At 45.7% G+C, this 24,234-nt stretch carries 22 protein-coding genes and 1 pseudogene; all 23 read right to left on the reverse strand.

Annotation, left to right across the window (positions count from 1 at the left end):
* Positions 1–209 precede the first annotated feature (209 nt).
* The 23 genes and pseudogenes from TCA2_RS00255 to TCA2_RS00355 all read right to left on the reverse strand — a co-directional run bounded on the left by TCA2_RS00255 (position 210) and on the right by TCA2_RS00355 (position 24,225).
* Entirely contained in the window at positions 210–2,135 is a 1,926-nt protein-coding gene (locus tag TCA2_RS00255) for a fructose-specific PTS transporter subunit EIIC (RefSeq protein WP_047909568.1), read from the reverse strand.
* 64 nt (positions 2,136–2,199) lie between these two features.
* The gene (gene pfkB / locus TCA2_RS00260; RefSeq protein ID WP_047909569.1) at positions 2,200–3,111 is read right to left on the reverse strand and encodes a 1-phosphofructokinase; all 912 of its coding nucleotides are present in this window, start codon (positions 3,109–3,111) and stop codon (positions 2,200–2,202) included.
* Entirely contained in the window at positions 3,108–3,860 is a 753-nt protein-coding gene (locus TCA2_RS00265; RefSeq protein ID WP_047909570.1) for a DeoR/GlpR family DNA-binding transcription regulator, read from the reverse strand. Before TCA2_RS00265 ends, pfkB begins: the two co-directional genes overlap by 4 nt.
* 179 nt (positions 3,861–4,039) lie before the next feature.
* A complete protein-coding gene (locus TCA2_RS00270; RefSeq protein WP_047909571.1) occupies positions 4,040–4,405 on the reverse strand; it encodes an MmcQ/YjbR family DNA-binding protein in 366 nt (121 codons plus the stop codon).
* 98 nt (positions 4,406–4,503) lie between these two features.
* Positions 4,504–5,094, reverse strand: coding sequence for a histidine phosphatase family protein (locus tag TCA2_RS00275; RefSeq protein ID WP_238546250.1), 591 nt, complete (start codon positions 5,092–5,094; stop codon positions 4,504–4,506).
* Between the two features lie 46 nt (positions 5,095–5,140).
* A complete protein-coding gene (locus TCA2_RS27050; RefSeq protein WP_193745963.1) occupies positions 5,141–5,296 on the reverse strand; it encodes a hypothetical protein in 156 nt (51 codons plus the stop codon).
* Positions 5,297–5,334: 38 nt separating this feature from the next.
* Positions 5,335–5,451, reverse strand: a pseudogene (locus TCA2_RS27405) (GNAT family N-acetyltransferase); the annotation flags it as partial.
* Positions 5,452–5,686: 235 nt separating this feature from the next.
* The gene (locus tag TCA2_RS00280) at positions 5,687–6,226 is read right to left on the reverse strand and encodes a class I SAM-dependent methyltransferase (protein WP_370510300.1); all 540 of its coding nucleotides are present in this window, start codon (positions 6,224–6,226) and stop codon (positions 5,687–5,689) included.
* Positions 6,227–6,336: 110 nt separating this feature from the next.
* A complete protein-coding gene (locus tag TCA2_RS00285; RefSeq protein WP_047909572.1) occupies positions 6,337–6,846 on the reverse strand; it encodes a GNAT family N-acetyltransferase in 510 nt (169 codons plus the stop codon).
* A gap of 15 nt (positions 6,847–6,861) precedes the next feature.
* Complete coding sequence (locus tag TCA2_RS00290) at positions 6,862–7,578, reverse strand: AAA family ATPase (protein ID WP_047909573.1); 717 nt, start codon at positions 7,576–7,578, stop codon at positions 6,862–6,864.
* 128 nt (positions 7,579–7,706) lie between these two features.
* Entirely contained in the window at positions 7,707–8,237 is a 531-nt protein-coding gene (locus TCA2_RS00295) for a GNAT family N-acetyltransferase (RefSeq protein ID WP_047909574.1), read from the reverse strand.
* Between the two features lie 130 nt (positions 8,238–8,367).
* Complete coding sequence (locus TCA2_RS00300; RefSeq protein WP_047909575.1) at positions 8,368–8,889, reverse strand: AAA family ATPase; 522 nt, start codon at positions 8,887–8,889, stop codon at positions 8,368–8,370.
* A 184-nt stretch (positions 8,890–9,073) separates the two neighbouring features.
* Positions 9,074–10,501, reverse strand: coding sequence for a glycosyl hydrolase (locus TCA2_RS00305; RefSeq protein WP_052511623.1), 1,428 nt, complete (start codon positions 10,499–10,501; stop codon positions 9,074–9,076).
* Between the two features lie 150 nt (positions 10,502–10,651).
* Positions 10,652–11,107, reverse strand: a complete 456-nt coding sequence (locus TCA2_RS00310) for a hypothetical protein (RefSeq protein WP_047909576.1) — start codon at positions 11,105–11,107, stop codon at positions 10,652–10,654.
* Positions 11,108–11,194: 87 nt separating this feature from the next.
* A complete protein-coding gene (locus tag TCA2_RS00315; RefSeq protein ID WP_047909577.1) occupies positions 11,195–12,820 on the reverse strand; it encodes a glycoside hydrolase family 9 protein in 1,626 nt (541 codons plus the stop codon).
* Between the two features lie 118 nt (positions 12,821–12,938).
* Entirely contained in the window at positions 12,939–15,506 is a 2,568-nt protein-coding gene (locus TCA2_RS00320; protein ID WP_047909578.1) for a glycoside hydrolase family 2 protein, read from the reverse strand.
* A 255-nt stretch (positions 15,507–15,761) separates the two neighbouring features.
* Complete coding sequence (locus tag TCA2_RS00325; protein WP_047909579.1) at positions 15,762–16,763, reverse strand: carbohydrate ABC transporter permease; 1,002 nt, start codon at positions 16,761–16,763, stop codon at positions 15,762–15,764.
* 28 nt (positions 16,764–16,791) lie between these two features.
* The gene (locus tag TCA2_RS00330; protein WP_047909580.1) at positions 16,792–17,691 is read right to left on the reverse strand and encodes a carbohydrate ABC transporter permease; all 900 of its coding nucleotides are present in this window, start codon (positions 17,689–17,691) and stop codon (positions 16,792–16,794) included.
* Positions 17,688–20,261 (reverse strand): DUF5696 domain-containing protein, encoded by a 2,574-nt coding sequence (locus tag TCA2_RS00335; RefSeq protein WP_152557572.1) that lies wholly within the window; start codon positions 20,259–20,261, stop codon positions 17,688–17,690. The genes TCA2_RS00330 and TCA2_RS00335 overlap by 4 nt, the downstream gene beginning before the upstream one ends.
* A gap of 15 nt (positions 20,262–20,276) precedes the next feature.
* Positions 20,277–20,897, reverse strand: coding sequence for a Yip1 family protein (locus TCA2_RS00340; protein ID WP_047909581.1), 621 nt, complete (start codon positions 20,895–20,897; stop codon positions 20,277–20,279).
* The gene (locus TCA2_RS00345) at positions 20,878–22,359 is read right to left on the reverse strand and encodes an NHL repeat-containing protein (RefSeq protein ID WP_152557574.1); all 1,482 of its coding nucleotides are present in this window, start codon (positions 22,357–22,359) and stop codon (positions 20,878–20,880) included. The genes TCA2_RS00340 and TCA2_RS00345 overlap by 20 nt, the downstream gene beginning before the upstream one ends.
* Before the next feature lie 13 nt (positions 22,360–22,372).
* Complete coding sequence (locus tag TCA2_RS00350) at positions 22,373–23,251, reverse strand: carbohydrate ABC transporter permease (RefSeq protein ID WP_047910182.1); 879 nt, start codon at positions 23,249–23,251, stop codon at positions 22,373–22,375.
* 5 nt (positions 23,252–23,256) lie between these two features.
* On the reverse strand, positions 23,257–24,225 hold the full coding sequence (locus TCA2_RS00355) for a carbohydrate ABC transporter permease (RefSeq protein ID WP_047909582.1): 969 nt from the start codon (positions 24,223–24,225) through the stop codon (positions 23,257–23,259).
* Between the last annotated feature and the right edge of the window lie 9 nt (positions 24,226–24,234).

Below are 24,234 nucleotides of genomic sequence, written 5' to 3' on the forward strand. Positions count from 1 at the left end.
ACACCTCCGTTCTATCCATATAATGGTTATATCTTCTATCATTCTACATAAATGAATAAAATTTGTACATAGAAATGTGTATATTTAAACAAAAAATGTTTTAATTATCATTGAAATGATGATTTTGTTCAAAATTGAACACTCTACTGACATAAAAAACCGCCTCTGCACTTTCGTTCAGAGACGGCAATTCAAACTGATTTAATTTACTAAACTTTTAAAGGTTTCTTCCATAATCCCAAGATGATTCCGGAAATAACAGCACCAATCACAACTGCCAGCAAGAACATCAAGGCATTGCTCGCAAGTGCAGCGACGAAGATTCCTCCATGGGGAGCAGGCAGGTTAATCGCCCACAATTGAGTCAGTCCTCCGGCGACTGCCGATCCAACGATACACGAGGTCAATACCCGGAGCGGATCAGCCGCTGCAAATGGAATGGCCCCTTCTGTAATAAAGGATAAGCCTAGTACATAATTCGTAATCCCGGATTTGCGCTCCTCTTCCGTAAACTTATTCTTAAAGAAGGTTGTTGCTAATGCTATTGCTAATGGAGGAACCATACCTCCCGCCATAACAGCTGCCATCATCAGCCCGTTCTCATTTCCGCTTGACGTAAACACGCCAATTGCAAATGTGTATGCAGCTTTGTTAAACGGTCCGCCCATATCAATTGACATCATACCGCCGAGAATGATTCCGAGCAGAACCATATTCCCTGTACCCAGATTGTTAAGTACATCAATTAACCCCGTATTGATCCAGCTGAAAATGGGTGACAAAATATAGAACATCAGTGAGCCGGTAATCAGCAGTCCGAACACTGGATATAGCAGAATGGCTTTTAATCCGTCAATGGCTTTGGGCAAATGCTTAAACACCCGGCGAAGTCCAATGACAACGTAACCTGCCAGAAATCCGGCTGCAAGTCCGCCGAGAAATCCTGCATTGGCATTAACCGCCATTAAACCACCTACCATACCCGGCATAAGTGCCGGACGATCAGCAATACTCATTGCAATGAATCCCGCCAAAATAGGAATCAGAAAATGAAACGCACCTTCACCGCCGCCTATCGTTTGCAGCAGCTGGAAGATTGGGTTATCCTCACCAGCCACTTGTTCAATGAGGAACGAAATGGCGAGCAGAATCCCGCCGCCGACAACAAACGGAAGCATATGAGATATACCGTTCATTAAGTTCTTATACAAGGTACTGCCGACACTTTTCTTCTCATCCGCAGCTGGTGAAGCGGCTCCACCTTCTGCCTGGTAGATCGGGGCATCTCCTTTTACAGCTTTGGATATCAGCTCTTCCGATTTACGAATACCATCGCTGACAGGACGCTGCAATACCGGTTTACCTGCAAATCGTGCCATCTCGACATTTTTATCTGCCGCCACGATAATTCCCTTCGCCCGGCGGATTTCATCTTCGGTCAAGACATTACTCGCTCCTTCAGATCCGTTGGTTTCCACCCGGATTTGAACGCCCATCTCTTGAGCCTTCTTCTTGAGTGCATCTTCAGCCATAAAGGTGTGGGCAATTCCCGTAGGGCAAGCGGTTACTGCAACAACAAATGGAATTTCTTCAGCTTGGTCTGCTGGTTTCAGAGTCTCATTTGTCGATGAGTCCGCCGAGTTCGTCTTATGCTCCGACTTCTCCGAACCCTCCGCTTCCTCAGCCTGCTTCTCATTGAATAGAGCGGTTACCTCATTCGGTGTCTTTGTTTGCAGCAATCGTTCAATGAAAACGTTGTCAATCAATAGCCGGGAAAGGGCAGCGAGCGTACGAAGATGTGTACTTCCTGCTCCTTCCGGTGCCGCAATCATGAAGAACACATGTGCAGGCTCACCGTCTAATGATTCAAAATCGACACCGGCTTCGCTTTTTGCAAATACAACAGTTGGCTCATTCACAGCTGCAGTCTTCGCATGAGGCATTGCGATCCCGCCGCCGATTCCTGTGCTGGATTCTGCCTCACGTTTATATATCATTTCTTTGAATAGAACAGGATCATTGATACGCCCGCTGCTAGCGAGACTAGCTATCAATTCATCCATTGCGCCATCCTTCGAAGTGGATTTCAAATTCATGATCATCGTTTCTTCAATCATCAAATCCGTAATTCTCATGTCTAACAACTCCCCTGAATGATCAGGCGTGCATTTTCACGCCTATTAGGTCTTACTTTTGTATTTATAATTTGGTGATTTGGACTTCAGGAATCAATTTATCAATTTCTTTTCGCTGAGCAAGATCGTCTGAAAATGCCGTTGCACTGCCTGAAGCTACACCTGCACGAAATGCCTCTAACGGGTCTTTTGTTTGAGTAAGCGTTCCGACAAAGCCAGCAATCATCGAATCTCCGGCACCGACTGAATTTCTTACGGTTCCCGCAGGAACCGTGGCGTGATAAACGGCCTCACTTGTAATCAACAGTGCTCCTTCACCAGCCATAGAAATAATGACGTGCTGTGCGCCTTCATCCAGCAGCTTCCTGCCATAGGTAATGAGATCGTCCTGAGACTCGATCGTAACTCCAAACAACTCAGCTAATTCGTGATGATTCGGTTTCACCAGCAGCGGTTTATAGTACAAAGCTTCGAGCAAGGCCTCACCTGTCGTATCGATGACAAATTCAGCCCCTGCTTTCTGGCAGGCTTTGATTAATCGAAGATAGAAATCACCGCCAAGTGAAGGAGGAATACTGCCTGACAGCACCAGAATATCTCCTTCTGCAAGCTGATTAAGCTTCTGAAGCAGAGCCACCGCCTCTTCCTCTGTGACTACAGGACCAAGACCATTGATCTCGGTCTCCTGGTCATGCTTCAATTTGACGTTAATTCGTGTATCATCCTGAATGAAAACAAAATCCGATCTAATTCCTTCCTTGTTCAGATAGGCGTCTATAAAATTCCCCGTAAATCCGCCAATAAAACCAAGCGCTGCATGTTCTGCATTCAGCTGGTTAAGCACCCTGGATACATTGATTCCTTTTCCACCAGGGAGCTTTAAATCCCGCTTCATTCGGTTCAAGCTGCCAAGCTCCAGCTGTTCAACTTCCACGATGTAATCGATGGATGGATTGAGTGTTACCGTATATATCATTTTAATCCCTCAATTGCTTTAAATTTCGGTCCAAGCCATTTCCTATATTCGCCAGGAACCCTGTCTGTTATTAACGTCGCTTCTTCCAGATTAAACAGCTTGGCAAAAGCGATTTCCCCAAACTTACTGGAATCTGCCAGCACGTAGGTCTGTCCAGATAACTGATGGGCCCTGCGTTTAATTAATGCCTCTTCCGGATCCGGAGTCGTATAGCCCATCGCCATATCCAATCCATTGGTACCCAGGAAGCTCTTGTCGAAGCGGAAGTTATCCATATTTTGAAGTGCTATGCTGCCAATGACCGCCTTCGTATGCGGTTTCATCATGCCACCGAGCAAATAGCTGCGTATCTTTTTACTTACCAGCGCTTCTACGTGGGAGAGTCCGTTGGTAACAACGGTAATATCCTGTGCTTCAATATAAGGAATCATGGCAAGCGTGGTCGTGCCCGCATCCAGATAAATACATTCACCATCATGGAGCTGTTTGGCCGCTAAGATCGCTGCTGCTGTCTTTTCTTGAACGTTTTTGAACGTTTTCTCATCCATGCCAAGCTCGATGCTCTTATGACTTACAAGTGAAGCCCCTCCATGAACTCTTTTGAGCAGGTTCTTCGCCTCTAAATCCACCAAGTCTCTTCGAATCGTGGATTCAGAAGCCTGGAGTAATTCAACCAGCTCCTGAAGTTTAACCACTCCACGCTGCTGTAAGCGTTCTAAAATCATCCGATATCGTTCTTCTGTCAGCATCTTTTCTTCCTCCTGACTGATTCTATAGTACCACATATCTGAATAAAAACAATCATTTTCTATCAAAAACATTCAATTTTCGTCAAATTAAGGCTATTACATTAAAAAAGGCTCCAAGCAGGCTTGCCTTCATGCAAGAACTCCCGCCAGAGCCAGATCGCTTGTCTAATCTATGAAAATTAATTACCCAACCGACATTGGATTGATTCACGCTGCTTCTTCGTCAAGCCCTTGAATACCAAGTCGTAGGAATGATCGATCATCGGCCGAATATCCTCTACTCTAAGGTCTTGCCCCAGATATACCGTGTTCCAGTGCTTTTTGTTAAGATGATAACCCGGCACGACCGCCTGATGCTGTTCACGCAGATTCACGGCTATGAGCGGATCGCATTTGAGTGATATGCTGAGCGGTTCCTTATCCTTATTCAGGGAAATCAAGGCAAACATTTTCCCCTCAATTTTGGCCACAAGGGTATCCGCCCCGAACGGATAGTCCTCCTTGGCAGCCTTTTTGGCCAAACAATAGGAAACGATTGAATTCACTTCAGAACTCTCCTTCGTACGTATTCAGAAATGATATGTATTACATCAAAGGTATTGCAAACACCATAACGATTCTCACTCTGTCCACTTGTCTCGTATCATCCTGTTACTTTCTCCCATAAGCACTCTACCTGAACAAGCCGTTTGCTTTCAAATTCTAACCGATAGATGTCCGGCTTCGAGGTTCCTGCCCAGAAATCATAACCATACTGTGAATCATAATAATTCATGATTGCCACCATGATATTGCCATGTGTACCGAGAATAATACTCTTCTCTGAATATTCCTCTAGTATTCGTTCAATGATCGGGATTGCACGTTGCTGCATTTGCCGAGTAGATTCTCCACCGTCAAGTGCATAATCCAGATCTTCAAACGAAGCTTTTATCGCTCTCTCCAGCACTTCCCAGTCTGATCTATGATCTGGTCCTTCTATCCTTCTTTCCTTAAGCTCCTCATGGAGTACGACCTCTAAACCCTTGGATTTCGCAATAGGATTAACCGTCTCAACGGCACGAGTGTAAGGACTGGATATAACCAGGTGCACCGGTATGGAAGCAAATATATGAGCCAGCTCCTGTGCATGTGCAGCTCCTTTGTCAGACAAGCCTCTTGTACGCTCTTCTCCAAAGATAAACGGGGATTCCGCGTGCCTTACCATATATAACTCCGTTCTACCTGAACTCACTGATATTATTCCCCCTGATCTATAGAATATATCGTATAGCCATGTCTTATTTCTTACTCCATACGACAATAATCAGCGTCGCAAGCGGTCCTAGTAACAATGAGAGCAAGAACCAATTCAAACCACTTCGATTCTTGCCTTGTGCCAGGCCTGCATTAATGAGGGCGAGCGTTCCCCATCCGATGTAATAACCATTGTCCATAAGATTGCCCTCCACACGAAAAGGTGTTTCTACTCAAGTCATTTACTTGTGTATTCAATAAGCCAGCAGTCCCTGTAGGAACCTTCGTGCCATTCGTGATTTGGAAGAAGCTTCACTTGACGAAAGCCGCATTTCTCATAGACTCTCAATATCCGATATCTATATTTGCCCCCCTATACTTCTCCCCAGAAGATTTGTGTCGTATATTCAAAATACACTTGTCCTTCCTGTTGATAGGAATCAAACAGTTTCCGCAGCTCGTTCATCATAGGCTCATAATTAGGGTGGTCTGGCGGTGGGCTGTAGGAAGAAGATTGTAATCTGCCGCTTAACCCTTCATAGTCAAAGATTTGCCGATTAGGGAATTCCGCCTCATGCAGCTCTCCATTCTTAAAAAAAGGAACGCAGCATGTCCGAAGTAATATTAGTATGTTTTACTTCATTGTAATCCGTTCCATAGGTATGAAGCAGCTCATCATATTTGACCAGGAAAGGCGTACCTTCGGTAAGTCTTGAATTCCATATCAGAACTGCCTTCCCTTCCGGCTTCAGAATCCGCTTAAACTCCTCTTTGGCCAAGCGCTGATCAAACCAATGAAATGACTGGGCACAAACGATATAATCAACCGACTGATCTTGCAGGCCCGTCTCTTCCGCAGGGCTTGACTGCACTCTGAATTGAGCGTTGCCCGAGAGCCTCGCTTCAGCTGCCAGCCGCATTTCCATGTTTGGCTCGACCGCAATCACTGTACTCCCTCTAGCCAGCAGCAGCTCTGACATAATCCCTGTCCCTGCACCGATATCGGCAATCGTACTTGCCGGCTTCATTCCTATTGTTCCATACATGTAATCGATGGCTTCTACCGGATAGCTTGGACGATATTTCACATAAGAATCGACCCGATCTGAGAAACGTTCTTTATTATTCATTGGATCAGCCACTTCCCTTCCTATTTAATAAGTAGAACTGCCTCTTTCTTATACCGAGGCTGTACATTCTATTATAGCTTCCATATCTGGAAGATGATAGATTACCAGTATCAGACCATTTTGGCCATATACAATTCATCTACATACTGTCCATCCACGATCAATGAATGACGCTTCTTGCCCTCCATTTCAAATCCCATCTTGTGATACAAGGCGATCGCAGCTTCATTATGAGCCATCACCGTCAGCTCAATCCGGTGAATCCTGCGCAGCCTGCACCATTCCTCCATCGCCCGAAACAGCCTCGCACCGACACCTTGGCCGGTATAGTGCTGTAATATGCCAATGATCATGTACACAACGTGCTTCTTGCGCTGCAGCTCAGAGCCAATGATACCCAGCTGCCCGATCACATTACCTTCTGCATTCACAGCTAATAGCAATGTAGAGTGCCCTGATTCCAGCATCCCCTTAATTCGCTTCGTCTGGGATTCGATCGTTGCATTTCTTTCCCCCGGTTCATACAGCATAAACTTTGTCTCCCGGTCCAGCTCCTGATTCAGCCTGAGCAGCTGCTCGGCATCTTGTACCTGTACCTCTCTGATCTGTATATTCTCCATATGTAGTCCCCCCCTCTAATCATCACTGAACAACTCATTCAATATCTGTTTTTTATTCTCCAAAAATCTTCTTGTCACCTGATAATGCTCCGTATCTTCATATGCAATCGGACGAATCGGCGTTTGATCAAAGCTGAAAATATCAGCATCTGGATATCCCAGCAATATCGGTGAATGCGTTGCAATGATGAACTGAGCATGCTCTCTTAAGTCATAGATCAATCTAAGCAATGACAGCTGTCTAGTTGGAGACAAAGCAGCCTCGGGCTCATCCAGCAAATATACAGCCCTCTGGCTTCCGAATCGATGAACAAATAAGCTGAGGAAGGATTCCCCATGAGACTGATGATGCAGTGATTTACCTCCATAATATGGCAAGTGCTCAGGATCAGAATCGATGTGGGAGGCAAATTGATAGAAGGACTCTGCCCGCAGGAAGAATCCCTTCGTAATTTTGGGCATCCAGGACAGTCTAATGTAGTCACCTAAGGCAGATTCCGAGGCTTCAACATCATACAGATTGTTTCTCCCTCCTCCAGCTGTATGAAATCCGCATTGATAAGCAATGGCTTCAAGCAGCGTTGATTTACCAGAACCATTTTCACCCACAAAAAATGAGACTGGCTTACGAAATTGAATTTCCTCCATACTATGAATGGAAGGTATCGAAAAAGGATACGCTTCTCTGTTCTGGATTTTGTCCTGAAGCAGTAGAACGCTTTTTAAATACATCTTTATCCTCCTCAGAAAGCGAATTCGGTGATATATTTCGCAACGAGTCCTTCGGATTACTGATAAAATAAAAAAGACCGTAACCTAAACTGCTAATACGGTCCTGACAATTATGTAATTCAATTCTATCATTTAGGAGCAGCATTACCCAATTCTTTTACGAAATAGAGCAGTAGATCATCATTGACCTCTACCTGGTCACCTAGAGCCACTTCCCGATTATGATTCATCAGACCATTGCCATCTGGAATATAACCTCTCTTGCAATAGATGCGCTGAGCAGCACCAAAGTCCTTGTAAAGCCCCATACCAATTCCAATACTGTCATAGGAGTTATAGGCAGCAATACTTTCAAATTCTTCGATCAGCTGATTACCGATCCCTCTTCTCCGGAATTCAGGAAAAATGTTCACATCATTAATTTCCGGTATACCTTGTGCTCTAAAATACAAATAGTCTGATTCAAACTTCAAATGTGCACAGCCAGCAAGGATTTGCTCGTCCAGGTACACAAGAAGTGTGACCCTAAGGCCGATTTTGTTCTCATGCAGACATTGTTCATAGAATGAGTCAGCACGTACGATTTTGTGGCGCTCAAAAGCTTTTTTCCATTGCTCGAGTGTTTTCTCTGAATCAAGTCTCTCAAGAATCATTGACATAATCAACCTCACAATCAGAATTTAAAGCTGTACAGAAGCTGTCATTATTATAGATTATATGCCTTTTTTAATAGGGTTGCTATACTAAAAAAACAAACGATAGCGAATCGCTACCGTTTGCTTCTCTTTATTAAGTGTATGCGCGAATTTCTAACGGATAACGTGAGCTCCAGTAATTTCTTACCCACTTGCGAATCAGCTTGCCAGCTTCTTCGGGAGAGTAAGCGGTAATGTCTATTGTTGATATGGGAGGACTGAACGAGAAATTGTCACTGTCGAGCAGCCGATGTGCGAGTCTCGTGTTGCTCCATATTATCTCCGGCGTCGCTCCACGATCCCTAAGTCTATGGTCTCTCACTTCATCACTGCAATGCAGATTCATAAAATAAACCTGGCTGAACAGTTCTCTGTATCCACTCTCAATAACATCTTCCGGGGTCAGGGTGCCAACAAGCACCGTGCCACGATCACTCATTGAAATTTGATGAGCCATTTGCAGCACAGGTCCTAATGAGATAGAAGAATCCAAGCTCTCATCCGGATGCAGGTCAAGAACTACAAACTCAGGAAGTAAACCTCGAAGATAAGGAACAACCGATGATTTCCCCACACAGCTTGCGCCTGTCACGATAAATAAGGGTGTCTTAGGCATATATCGCATCTCCTCTACTTTGAAATGAAACCGTTTGCCAAAAATAATGAGAGGGCTTACAAAAATCCTATACCTAAGGTTACCATAATTACGGCCAGGATAGAAACGGTAAAGTTCATCATTTTGTAACGAAAATACACTTTTTATCCATGGTTTTGTGATTTTTCTCGCTGTTTGAGCCGAACTAGTAATCATTTTTCCAATCTGGCAGTTCATCCAGTGTGATTACATATGGACTGTTATACACCTTTGTCAAATGCTGTGTACTATTCTGAATACCATCTCGTATGAACTCTCCAGACCAAGTCACGAACCAGCTCCAATCCGCATGATAGGCCTGCAGCAGATCCGGATCGGGAATAGGCCCATTCTCAGTCAATGCAATGATCTTCTGATCGTTCACCAGTGTCTTCAGATTCTCATAACGGCTGCTTACCGGTCCATAATTTCCAGCACCTGGATAGCTGTCAACACTGATGATATCTACATATTGATCTCCTGGATACCAGGCCGCATTCTCCGAATTCCATACCCATATCAGATTATCGAGCCCATGGAAATTCGTGAATCGGTCATACATCAGCCGGTACAGCTCTTTGGCAGGCTCCGGACCCTTGGCGCCCCACCAGAACCATCCTCCTTCCGCCTCATGCAGCGGTCTCCACAGTACCGGTATATTTTCCTGCTGCAGTCTTTTGAGCTGTACAGCAATCGCATCCATATCACGAATGAGCAGCTGGTAATCCTGGGAATCTGGGTGTGACATGGCATATTCAATATCAAAAGTAGTTGCTTCCGTATAGAAGCCTCTCCACCACTCCTTTCCAGGTTGATCGATCAGATCTTTTGGCGCATTCCAATGCCACGCAAAGGTTACGATACCGCCACCGGCATCCCACTCGATCGCATGCTCAATATCCGAGGATACCGTTCCCCGCTCTGTTCTGGAAGGTGAATAATCCATCAGATCAAGACCTAGTACAGCCGGCTTCTTGCCAAGTGTGCTATGGATCCAATTCGCGTCGGCCAGCGTTTGCTGTCCTGACAGAATATGCTGTCCATACTCTGATTTCAAATAATTATAGAGCGATTCAGCCTCACTGCTGGCATCTGGATTAACAAGTGCTGCATTGATTTGATGCGGAGGAGGATCCGGAGCTCTCTCCAGCCGCACATAGTCGATATAATACCAGCCCCAATTACTAATGAAGCTGATCTCTGTTGTACCTGCCTGCAACATAATTTTACCTGCATCCACTTCACCGAAATTCGTTGTTTCATGAAGTGTGATCTCGCCTTGTGATATTCCTCCCAAGACAAGACTCGTATTCTTCGTTCCGTGTGGTGCCTGATAACCAATACCTAGATTGTAAAGACCTGTATACGGTACACTCACTTGTATACTCAGCTTATCGTTCTGCGCATCAAATCCCCCTACATACCCGGTACCGGAATAGCCTTGAAATTGCGTCATTACATCAACACCTGTTAATACTCCATTCTCCGCTTCAAATATAATGGGAGCCGCCTCCATTTTCTTCATATTAGAAGGTATCATACTGCTAATCAGCAAAATACAAAGAAATACTGCCCAGCTATTCTTACCACGCATTGCTTGATCCTCCTTCCAAATGGTGATGCTTTCTGTCACATAACAATCAATCCTATCCATTAAGCAACTTAAGCGTTTACATTTTCGTTACGCTGATCACCTCCTTATAGAGATGTGGCCGGTAAGGAGTCCGAGTAATGGACTCCTTGATTAAGTCATGATTTTCTTCAATAAGGCCTGTTCAAGTCGTGGATTAACGGACAGATTCATATAGGATTGAGGAGGATTAAACGCATAGCCGCCCTTAAGCAGCTCGAGCGATATGGGTGCAAATTCGGTGCATGACAGGATGGGAATGGCATATCCATAAGACACGCCGCTGAAATATGCACGAAGCTCCACCCCTGACCCTCGCTCATGTTCTTCTGCAATGGATACGAGTGTCTCGATATCCTCTTGAATCGGCATTCCAAATTCAATAAAAGCTTTGATTTGTTTTATAGGAGAGGACACATATACAAATGCCGCTGCTGGCTCTTTGATAAACCTCCGGCGAAATTCAATGGTTTTCTTACCTTCTTTGATTTGCTGATAAGGCTCAGGCTGTAAACTCAATATAATCTGACGCTTTGGCAGATCCAATAACAGCTGTAATTGTTCATTCATATCGTCAGCACGCTCCTTTGTCTGTTTCCAACTCCATATTTTCGCTGAAAACAGACTAAACCCTGCTTCAATCCATTAGAAATGAACTTAAGCGTAATTCCAATGTGAGAAGACAAATACAGCTGGTGAGTTCCAGTAAATCGTGATTTCGTTCCCCGCATAACTATCCTCATCGTCGATATAGCAAGCAGCAGCAGGCTTGCCTTGAAGATGAGCTCTCATGCATTCATCGTTTAAATGTTTGTTTGGTCCACCAGCCAGCATGCCTGGTACTGGTGCATCTACACCATCACCTACGGATGGCCGATGATGAGGATGCATAACGGAACGCTCTCCAAACCCTGTTACATAAGACAGATCAAGTACGTTAAGTCCTAATATATAATGAACATGACCAAGTGCAGCCTGTTCGTACTCCACATTTCCACATAATTTATGAGACAAGAGAAGTAGCATCGCTCTGTTCATGACAACCATATTACTCCCCCAGATATAATCGTCTTCCATAAGGGAGATACCATAGCCATCTTGCTTCGCGATCTCCAGCAAGCGATCTGCTTCATTCATGAGATGGCCCTTGAGGTCAGTGTATAGGGCAGTATCTTTCTCTTGCTCATCTGCCAGCAAATATCGAACGGTTCCATATCCGCCCATATCCGCCCAGCCCAATTCACATTTAGGGAAATCCCCCTGCACGTACCCTTTGACCGCATCATGGTATACCGATTCACCGGTGGAAAAATACAGCTCGGTCGCAGCCCAATACCGCTCATCGAGATCACACCCATCCCCATATTCACCCGTGTAAATATCCGGGGGGTTTTTAAATCCTGGCTCATCCGGATGTGCCTCAAGCCAAGTCCAGGAACGTTTGGCTGATGTGAGACATCTGCCAGCAAACTCTGGATCATAGGTATCGTATATTCTTGCAGCTGCAGCCATCACTGCACAGCTGGCCGCTGTTGCCGTCGCAGAAATGGGGGCAAATACAAGATCGTCCTCGTCCTCCTCCGGCATGACATCAAGCCCGGGAAATTGCTTGGTTGTGAGCTTGTGATAGGACCCGCCGGTGACCGTATCCTGCATCTTAAGCAAGAAGTCCAGCTCTACCCTGCATTCATGCAGCACATCAGGCAGTATGTCATTCGATTCGGGCAGAGGAATGGAATAATCAAAGGCTTCCGGATACAATTCCCAGCTAAGCATCAGATCGGCCAGCGCTTTTGCTCCTGCTACAACATATTTCCCGTAATCGCCTGCATCGTGCCAGCCTCCATTGCCGTCAAGCCGCTGATCTGGATTCGTATGAACATAGCCCGGAGAAGTATGACATGCCTTATGCTTCCACACTCCCGCATACTCTTCGTCCAAGTCTTCACCACAGCGCAAATAATAGAAGGCCTTCAATAGTCCGGCATGAACCTCATTATAAGGCTGTTCGGATATCATAAATGGAGCAGATTTATTCCCTTCCTCATCTTCAATCCTGTATTGTCCAGGCTCTTCAAATGATGAAAAATCACCTTGAAATAAATGATCACCCGAGCACAGATCCTCCACTCCATCCTGTGCATGAGCAGAGTAAACAATCTCTGAAGTCACTGTATCCCGAATGTGAAATACAGCGCTGCTTCCTCTCAGTATAACGAGCTTGTTCCCCCTCAAGGGGTAGCCGATCTGATTAACAAGAATTTTACGATTCGAATTACGCACTTTTCGCCCTCCTGATCTTTTATTCGATAGAAGAAGCCATCCCTATGCATGATACTTACATGTCTTTAGGAATGGCCTTCATTAATAACAAATGGACTGCAATTAAATTATCTGTACCTTATTTATTCAATAAATGAGTGGCTTTAATGAAATCTGACATGGAGCGAACGACCACTTTACCTGGTGATGCCGCTGCAAACGCTTGATCTCCATAAGTACGGGAAGCAAACGATATTTCTTTGACTTCACCTGGAAGCAAATCGAAGAAATTATCACTGAATACCCCTTCCGCTTCACTATCCACCCATACCTGCTTCGCCAGCATATTGGATTCCAAGACAAAGCGAGTTCCACTCGAGCCTTCGACTTCAGTTATCTTCACTTCGGCAGCGCCCAGCTTCAAATCCTTGAACGGAGCAAAATAGTGACGCTGTACATCAACGACTTGACCGTTAACCAACAGCTCAGCAACGGCCGTTGTACGTTCCGGATCATGACCTTGAAGCAGCTCCGCAAGTGAGAGAGACAGAACAAGATTCGTGGTATTCCCCGGATTACTAACCGCATGTGTCTCGGTATGATGAATCGTACCGTCAAAATCGACAACTCGAATTTGCAGTTCACCTTCTATTGGACGGAGCAGATCAGACAGCAAGTAGAAGTCAACTTGGTTATCCTTGGTTCCGTCAATGGAGATCATTTCGTCGGCAAAGCTGCGTTTAGCGTAATATTGCAGTGCTTTCCAGTTGCCGTAATAGTCCATTCCTGCCCAAGAAGCGACAGGCCATGTATCATTCATTTGCCAATATAAAGTTCCCATAACAAATGGTCTGTTTCTGCGGTGTGCCTCAATGGCCATCTTCATTGCATCCGCTTGGAGCACCTGGCTCATATAGAGGAAGGAAGGAAAATCCTTCGGCTCCGTCATATACATATCCATATATTCTTTAATGAGGCGGTTTCCATCCCCATTCTTCTGATGAGCGCGCATCACTTCGGAAGTCAGCTCAAGATCCGACTCTGTTGCATAACGAAGAACAGATTTGTGCTCAGGGAAGGATTGGAATCCGTATTCGCTCATGAAACGGCCCAATTTGATATTGTAATTCTCGAAAGGCTCCGTGTTATGCCATACTCCCCAATAATGGACATCCCCTTCGATTGAGCTCGTAGAAGCATGCTGGTTAATATCGTTGGTAACCGAAACAATCGGTGATGATGGCCAATAATCTGTACCTGGAACGAGTTCTGACAATACTTCTGGAAGCAGTTTATGGAAGACAGCTTCATAATCGGCCCAGATTTTCTCACGCTGCTCGTGCGTATAATCCTTTTTCCAGCCCCAGCCAGCATCTTCATTGTAGTGCGCCCAAGCCGAGTCAATCTCGTTATTACCGCACCAGAGTGCGATACTTGGATGATTGCGTAAACGTTTGACATTGTCGATCGCTTCATGACGAACACTCGTAAGGAATGCTTCATCACCCGGGTACATACTGCAGGCAAACATAAAGTCCTGCCATACCAGGATTCCATATTCATCACATAGCTCATAGAATACGTCCTGCTCATAAATACCGCCGCCCCATACACGAAGCATGTTCATATTGGAAGCTGCTGCAGATTCAATCTCATGTCTGTAGCGCTCACGGGTTACCTCGGTAACGAAGCTGTCGTTAGGAATATGGTTAGCCCCTTTAGCAAACACCGGAATCCCATTGAGCTCAAAATAGAAGGATCTGCCGTATTCATCCTTATCACGGACGAGACGAATGCTGCGCAGCCCCGTTTTGACAGAAGCTTCAGCTAGTGCTGTTCCTGCATCCTGATCCAGCACCTGAGCGGTAAACGTGTACAAGTGAGCTTCCCCAAGACCTCTGGACCACCATAATTTAGGATTGTTAATATTCAGTGCAATTTCCACTTTCTGAAGTCCAGGTACCAGCGATACCTTCTCACTCCACTCACCTTGCTCTGTAGCAATGCGAATGACTCTGTCTCCTGGCTGATCTGCCTTGATCTCCACAATGGCTGTCAGAGCAGCGGCTTCCTTCGTCACTTCGTGCTGGTGAATGTACAGGTCTGCTACCCGTACACCCGTCCAGGCTCTCAGCTCAACCTCGCGCCATATGCCGCTCGTTACAAATCTCGGGCCCCAGTCCCAGCCATAGTGATAAGGCGCTTTTCTAGCAAAAATACTAACCCTCTTATTGCCCAGCTCTCCTACCTCTGACTGATCATTAGAAGCTGGCAGTGGATATCCCAGTGCTTCAAGCTTCGGCAAATCCTCATTGATCGGAGATCGGAATACGATTCTCAGTTTATTACCTTCTGATTTGGCGTAAGGCTTAATATCTGCTTCCCAAGTGCGGAACATATTGTCTGCGGACAATACATGGTTATCATTAATAAACACTTCCGCATATGTATCAAGTCCGTTGAACACGAGCTCGATATGCTCCTTCTCTAGCAGTTCATTCGGTATATCAAACAGCGTTTTATATTCCCAATCTTTTTTATCAATCCATTGAACAAGCTTTTCATTTGTGCCATAGAACGGGTCAGGAATCTGGCCATTTCGCAGCAGATCCGTATGAACACATCCCGGAACGACGGCTGGCAGCCATTCTTCTCCTTCACACGATTTAAATGTCCAGTCATTTAACAGCAGCTTCGATTCATGCATGGTTTAGGAACCCTCCAAATGTGTTATATTCGAATCCATTTCATAGTACTCTTCGTCATGAGTTATAAAATAGATCCATTTCTGAAACCTATTGTCTCATGGAATCGACAACACTTCAATTGTTTTGTTATCCTAACAAGATATTTTTTAGATAACAAAAGAAAACATCAGATAAGCTGGGGCTGCCAACATACAGAGTTGCGACTGAAATATTACATGAGCGGCATAGGTGGGTTGTTCTGACGCTTAACGATCTTAACCAACTACACCCGTACGCTCCACACTTTCGACAAAGTAGCGCTGTACGAATAGATATAAAATGATCAGTGGGGCAATCGCCAGCAGAATACCGGTATCCACAATCATTGCTACATGGTTTGGATCCGCCTTAATGTCTGTCCCCGACAATCCCATCAGCTGTGGAATAATCAGATTGACCTGCGAAGGAAGCGAAGCCACCTTCAGCGACATCAGACTGCTGTCGCTCATGAACAAGGATGGATAGAAGGTATCATTGTACGTCCATACAAATGAGAACAGCATGACAGTGATCATCGGAGGAATGGCGTTTGGCAGCATGATTCGGATAAAGGTCTTGATTCCTCCTGCTCCATCAATCAAGGCCGCTTCTTCGATCTCCTTCGGCAGACCCTTAAAGAATTGACGAAAAATATAGATGAACAGCCCTGCCTTGAGTCCGGTCGCAGTTGCAGCCGTAATCATCGATGGCCAGTACGTATTGAGGAGATTAACCCCTTCCCTACCCGTTAACAAAGTAATGATTCCCATGATGTCGAAATTTCTGAAATGAAGATACATCGGCACCATTAGTGTGCTGGAAGGCACCAGAATGGTCAGAATCACCGCTCCAAACAAAATTTTACTCCCCGGGAACTCAAATCTGGCAAATCCGTAACCGGCAAGAGCCGTGGATAATGTCGTCAGCAGCATGATTACGACCACATAAACCAGCGTGCTCCCAAGCAGAGGGAAATAGTTCATTACCTCAGCTGCAAGCTTAATATTATCTAGTGTAAAGTTCACCGGTATCATATAGATCGTCGGATTATATATATCTACTTTATCTTTAAAAGCCGTAGATACCTTCATCATGATGGGATAGAGGATGACAAAGGAAATGCCGATAATGAGCAAATAACGAAAAATGTCCCAGAGCACGTTCATCACTTTGTTTTTTGTACGCTGCATTCGAAATACGACCGCTTCGCTGCGTCCGATTCTTTTGATTTCCTGCATTGAATACCTCACCACCTAACTAGAGGAATTAATTGTAATGAACGCGCTTCGATATGAAGAACCCAATCAAGAATAGCAATAGGCCAACGACGACCGTATAGATCCATGACATCGACGCGCTCAGTCCAAAATTCTGCGTCTGAAATGCCGTCGTGTAGATCGTTTGTGTAATTGGACTTGTTGTGAAGGAATCGATCACCGTATAAATGACATTCGTCAAAATCAAGGGACTGACCATCGGGAACGTAATTTTCCAGAAGGATTCATAGCCTGTTGCGCCTTCAATTTTGGCTACTTCATACATTGAGCTTGGCACAGATTGCAGGGCAGCAAGGAAGATAAGGATCTGTACCCCCGAGCTGCGAATAATTTCGTAGATTCTCATTACGGCATCCACAATATACTCGGTAATAACAAGAGGAACCCCCGCCTCATTCAACAAACGGACCATGGATAGTGTATTGAACTGAGAAGAGGCTCCCGCCGTTTCTTCCGCCACGGTTGCATTACCGATCAGGTTAATTAGCCCTGAAGCTTCCGCAGATGCGACTGCACCCGAGGCCAGAATAACAGGCAGGAAGAAGATCGCTCTCGCCAGTCCTCTTCCTCTAAACTTTTGATTGAGCAGCACTGCCGAAAACAGGCTGAAAAACAGAATAAGCGGAACATTAACGATCATTTGCAATACAGATTCCGTCAGAATACGGTTGTAATTTGCATCGATCAGCAGTGCTTCTTTGAAGTTGCTCCAGCCAACATACGCCAGCTCATAGCCTTGAGATACCACCGTCAGCTCACTAAGACTGAACCGAATCGACTGTATCATAGGTGTAAGAAATAGAAAGATAAAGCCGAGCAGCCATGGCGAAATGAAGAGTATGCCGAGAAGTGATCTCTTCTGAGACAAGGTTATACGGCGTGTTCTCATGATGGGTCACCGCCTATTACATAGTCCTGTGCTGGGATGCTGACTCCGCGAGCCACCACAGTCTCCGAATTATAATTAATCAATATGGAAGCTCCGTTACTGTATTTCACCTCAACGACACCAGGCTGATGAACAATCCGATCCTGCATTTTCTCGGTCCGGAGCGGACTCAGCACCTGATTCACTTCGTCGTACATGGATACGGCATCTTCTATCCAGTTGGAGTACTGGGCTGAGTACATATAATCATACCGGGTGTATTTCAGCTCTGAAGAAGTGTTCGCTGTCCATAGAAAATGTGGAGCTGAGCCTAGCTCCAGGCTGTGCAGAAGCTGTTGCCTCATATTGGCCGCGGTCGTCAGATTAACCGGTTCTCCTGCATAATCGATATATCCGTGAATGACCATCTGGTAGAAAGGCACCGATTCATCTGTCAGATTAAATCGGCTGGAGGATTCCGGAATGTTGACAAGATGCTGGGCATATTGCAATGCATAGGCGTTCCCTCCACTGATCATCAGATTCGGATATTCTTCTGCCAATAGGCCGATTTGCTCTTCGACTATCGCTCTCGCTGTATTTCGAAAGATTAAGCTGTTATTACGATAATCGGAGTGCAGTATACTTCCCAAATCACGGAGCGCAAGGGATGGCATATCCTTCTTGCGGTACTGCTCCATAAACTGAGCGGTGACATCCGGAAGCTTGGCAGGAGACAGCAGATAATATTCATCCTGCAGAAGAGACATCCGGTTGAGCGACCTGTCATAAGGTGAGAGCTCTGCGGCTTCTTTTGTTATAAAGCGGGCAGCATCGCTTGCTGAATTAAAGCCTTTGCCATTGTCATAGACCTGTTGAAAGGCTACGTCTGGATACAGCTCACCTCCCGTACGATTCAGCTGCTCCCGCAGAGCAGTCAGCTCCCGGTCTTTGCCTAACTCAGACGTGTTCAATTTGACAGGAAGCTCGTGCTCAAGCCCCGCTCCGAACCATCCCAAATACTGCATTTGAATATTTGAGATGCTCTGTGCCTGCAATTCTGCTGCAATGCCTTGTGCTTCCTTGAAAGTAGTCATCGGTACGGTTGCATCATAAGGTACACCCAGAAAGGATTGCTGTTTATCAATCGCACCCACAATATCCACATAGAATGGGATGTCCTCTTGAGCGGCTAGAGGCTGAAGAACACCTTGTTCTACCAGCTTCGTTTGATAAGCTTGAGCCATTCCAGAGTAGCTTGCACCGTCACCTGACAAAAAGCTGTATTTCACACGAATATCACCATTATATTTTTCGCTCGACAGCAGCTGGATTTCTTGAACCTTACTGCCTGTGTACAGCTCCAGCTCATCATCTCCACGCACAGCATGTCGGCTGAACACGTGGTTGAAGGAATTTTGTTTGCCGCTGATATCGGCAGCAATGCTGGCATTCCCTTCCCCTTCCTCAATGACGGCGAAGAATGCACGATCCCCTGATTTCAAGCCAAACACCGGTAATCGGGCGGGTTCAGCAATTTGAGCTCTTGTTCTGCTGTTATCATTCGGGTCCTGTCCATAGACCGGCTGGACATACTGCGGCTCTTTTACTTTACCGTTATCAAAATGGATGAGGCTCCCTGAACCATCAGGCACGAGCATATAGCCATCCTGCCCGGAGATCGCTGCCCCGAAGTAACCTAACAGGTCCAGCGTTTGAATCTGATGCCCTTCACTCTCCTCAAGCTGAGACAGCGGCACAGTTACCGAGAGGGCATTCCCTTCCAAACGGTATTCCACAGGAATAAGAAACTTTGGTTTATCCGCTGTCCCGCCAGGCCCGCCGATCCCGTTCTCTTCATTGTCATATGCCAAATCTTCAGGTGTATATCCTGCCTGCTCGAAGGCGGCCAGCATCTTGCGAAGCACGAGCGGCCGCTCAACCTGCGTATCCGCCCTTTCCACAACTTCAGGATTAGCATCCTGAACCAGGTAGCGGGTCTCGACATAGCTTGCTGTCACCTCATCCAGTTTGCTCAGTACTTTTTCCTGCAGCCTTTGTTTACTAATGAATTTAGGGAGTGCATCGATCCCAAGCTCTGCATCACCAAGGGTATATTCAATTCGGACACCGTCCTTAATGCCTTGTAATTCGAACTGCCCATTGGAGATGCTGTACTTGTAATTCGTATACGTATCTAGAACGCCCAGTGTATTGCGAAATGAGACTGTAACCTGTGAGGCGATGGATTCTTTTTCAAAGGCAGTCGCGATACCATCCTCTTCCATCTCCGGCGGATTACTGTACCAGATCTCTCCTGAACGATGATCCTTCACTGCAATCACGGTCGTATCTTCATTAATGTACAAGCTTAAGCTGTCATTCTTGGCTGCAAGAGCCATTCCAGCTATACCCTCCGTCGAATCCTGAAGCGGTGTGAAGGCTTCTGCTCCAGGATCAGGGGATGCTGACACATATGACCCAGGGTTAACCCCCGATAATCTTCCACTAAGCACGATGAAGCAGAGAATACTGACCAGCATGAGTGCGCAAGCCAGCACGGCTGTATATTTCCATTTACGAGATGACACCAGACTTACGCCTCCTTAAGATCGGAATATAAGCTCACGGTATATATTGATTACAAATTCAATGATCTGTTGGACCAGACTCATCACCAGCGTGCCCAGAAATACGATAATCGCCATAACAACGATGGTCAGCAGAATGGTTACAATCGTCTTCGTTGCTGTGTATTGATGCACCGTCATGATGCCCACAAACAGCAGGTAGATGAACCAGATCGCCGCAACGGTATTCAGCAAATAATAAAAAGCGGTCTCCTCCTGCGTCATAAATCGGCTGATCAAGGTCATGGGCAAATACACCAGGATCATCGGGATGAGCGCATAAGCGGTGGCGTTAACAATCTCGCTAAACTTCCCTTCCCCTTCCATGAGTGTCGTAATGGACCAGTTGGATACACACCACAGGATAAAAGGAAGCACCACATACTGGAGCTCAGCCAGGCTGTTCAACGTTCTAGGATCATTAAAATTGACCAGGAATCCGGCAAATTGACGCTGAATAACCATGGTTATAAATAGAAGAAATAGTATGGTGATTGCAACTCTAAGCTTTCCTTTCCCCTCATACTTTAGATCCCAATACCCATCAAAAGGATGGATGATAAGATGGAGAGGAAACTTAATAAAATCCTGCTTCATGCTGCTCTTTCCTCCTTTTACGCCAGGATTTCGACCATCTGTACCCGGCAAAAACGATGACGGCTGTTGTGCTGATCGTCAATAAGGTACCGAAATGCTCCTGCAGTACTTCCTTCCTGTACCTCTTGAAAGCGACCGAGTAATTTTTACGATCCATTCCCAGCTTGAAATGCTCCATCGCTTCTTTATTCTCCTTCGCATATAGAAGAGATTTCCCTATCCCGATGTAAGCGATATCATAATTGGCATTCAATCTCAGCACTTCTCTCCACATGGCTACTGAAGCCTCATCATCCCCGTTGTAATGCGCGGTGACCGCATCGCTAATGGCAATTCCGTAGCTGGTCGGAGAGAAGAGTGTGATGGTTTCTTTTCCTTGATCAAGGACAATATGCTGATTCCCCAGCTTCTCTATAGCGACTGGTGTACTAAAGGTTCCGACCTGTGTTCCTATTCCGCCGTAAATATATAGCAGATTGCCTTCATGGTCATAAGTGAAGATACGCCCTCTGAGAGAATCCAGCACACTATACATGCCGCTTCCCTGATATTTGATATCTACCAATTTGGAGGGTCCCCCATTGACACCCATAGACCGATATCGGATATCTCCTTTCACATCAAAATATCCATACCTTTTGAGCACATCCTCACCTGAAGGATTCAGACGCTTAATCGGGGTGCTGGAGCCGGGGTCAATATTCGTCGCATATACGAAACCTTTCTCCCCCATATCAATATTGGAGAATTCCGTCGGAATGTATAATGCCATCTGATTCTTCTGTGCATCCGTAGCCACGAGACGCCACAAATAGTCAACAAAATTGCGGCGTACCTGAATTGTTCCGACGTAACCAATGAATTCACCAGACTCATCAAACTGCAGAATCCCCTCGTAAGCTCCACGGGATGTAACAAATACCCGTCCGGCATCATCCACCGCCAGCTTTAACGGAACGAAGGAGAAGCTGGCTCCGAGCACCTCGGACTGCGGATTCTCAATTGTTCTGATCCATTCTCCTTCTGGGGACAGAATGACGATTCGCTTATTCTCCGTATCCGCAATGTATAAGTCCCCGGCTTCATTCACGGTGATGCCACTGGGCATGTTAAAGGTCTGCTCTGCTCCGTCCATACTATAGTTGGAAAAGATTCGGTCTACTGTCCAATCCTTATTCAGAACGACAATGCGATGATTTCCTGTATCGGCAATATAGATCTTGCCTGCACTGCTTACAAAGATGTCCTGCGGAGACACGAAGCCTCCAATGCCAAGATCAACCCCCGAAATGCTTCTGTCCGGCAGAAATGCATCGGGAGCCGGTACAGCTTCTTCATAATAATTATAGGTATAGCTTTCGTAAGGAGCCTTGGCAGCTAACGCTGAAGGAGCGGAACAGAGCAGCGCTGCTGATATTAAGGCAATGCAATATCGCTTCAACCTTTGTTTATAGGCATGCAAGTTCTTGTCCCTCCTATTCCTTCATTCCGGAAGTTGCCATGGTTTCAATAATACGACTCTGAGAAAAGACGAAGATGGTAATCGGGACACTCATCATAATGAGTGCAACAGCTGCACCAACACCGGCTCTCGCTATTCCCCCTTGAATAATATTCGTTGTCGCAGAGGTCAGCGTCTTCAGATTCTCACTATAGATAAATCCATTCCCATCGGTTCCCCATAGGATCTGGAACAGCAGAATGATCAGTGTGAGCCATGCGGGCTTCACATTCGGCATAACAACCGACCAGAAGATTCGATACTCACTTGCTCCATCTATCTTCGCAGCTTCGATCAGAGCGTCGGGAATCTGCTCCATGAACTGCTTCATCAAATACAATCCGAGCGGATAAGAAAAGGCCGGAATGATAACAGCCCAGTACGTATCCACCCACCCAAGCCAAGACATGATCATATAAGTTGGAATGGCTGTAACTGCAGGGGTGAACATCAACGACAGCACGATCATTTGGAACATGATTTTGTTGCCGGGAAATTGATGCTTGGCAAGCGGGTAGGCAGCGGCAGAAGCCAGCAGAACGTGACCCACGATCCCCATCCCGGTAATAAATACCGTGTTAAAAATATATCTTGTGAACGGCACCCATGAAGCACCCAGCAAGTTGATCAGATCTGCAAAGTTATCCATCGTTGGATTTTTGACAAACAACGTCGGCGGAAAAATAAAGATCTCATCCAATGGCTTGAAGGCGGCATTTATGGCATACACTAGCGGCAGCACCATAAAGGCACCTACAACTCCCAAGATAAGAAACAACGACAAGCTCCCCAGAAAGGAACGGTTCACTCTCTTGACTCTTTTTCTCCGGAATAGGCGATAGGGTATATTCATCATCTTTATTCACCTACTCTACGCAATAATTTTTGGACAATGATGTTGGAGCCGATCATGATAATGAATAGTACCGTTGCAATCGCTGATGCAAATCCCATCTCGAAACGAATCGTACCAAAATCCATCAAGTGCGTCACAATCGTCTCTGCTGCATAATTGACACTTGGGAATCCGGCTAGTTGAATGGACACATCCGATACGGCAAGGGAAGTTGTAATCTGAATAACGGCACCGAACATCAGCTGGGGCTTCATTGAAGGCAGGGTAATATACCACAGCTCCTGCCATCGATTCTTAATCCCATCAACAGCGCCTGCCTCATACAGTGTCTTGTCAACGGTTTGAAGACCCGCAATAAAAGCTAGGAATCCCGTCCCAAGACTAAGCCACAACTGAACCAGGATAATGATTGGCAGCACATAGGCTTCGGTTTTGAGCCATTGAATAGGCTCGAGCAGTATTCCAATCTCAATGAGCAGTCCGTTAATGATCCCGTATCGGTCCCCGGAGAAGATGAGCAGCCATATGAAGAACACATTCCCAGATATGGAAGGAGCATAGAAGATCAGGGTCATGAAGGCCCGCCATTTGGGACTCAGCTCATTGATGATCCAGGCGAAGATAAAGCAAGCAAAATAACTGACTGGACCTGTAATGGCAGCAAATAAAAGCGTGTTCTTCAAGGCAATCAAGAAAATATCATCTTCAAGGAACAGTCGAGTATAATTCTGCCATCCTACAAACTTTGGCATTTCGAGCATGTTGAAGTACGTGAAGCTGATAATAATGGAGAGAACAACCGGCAATACAGTGAACATCAGGAACAAAATCATATAAGGTGCCATCAGTATATATAGATGCTTTTTTACTTTTATCTCCTTGATTAATCTGCTGGCTTTGCTATCTCGAAGCGCCCGTTCGCCCTGTGGAGGGACTGTGCGAGTCTTGTTTTCAATCTGAATATTGGACATACACTCGTA

It is taken from the genome of Paenibacillus sp. TCA20 (genome assembly GCF_000732325.1).
In the GTDB taxonomy this organism is placed as follows: Bacteria; Bacillota; Bacilli; order Paenibacillales; family Paenibacillaceae; genus Paenibacillus; species Paenibacillus urinalis.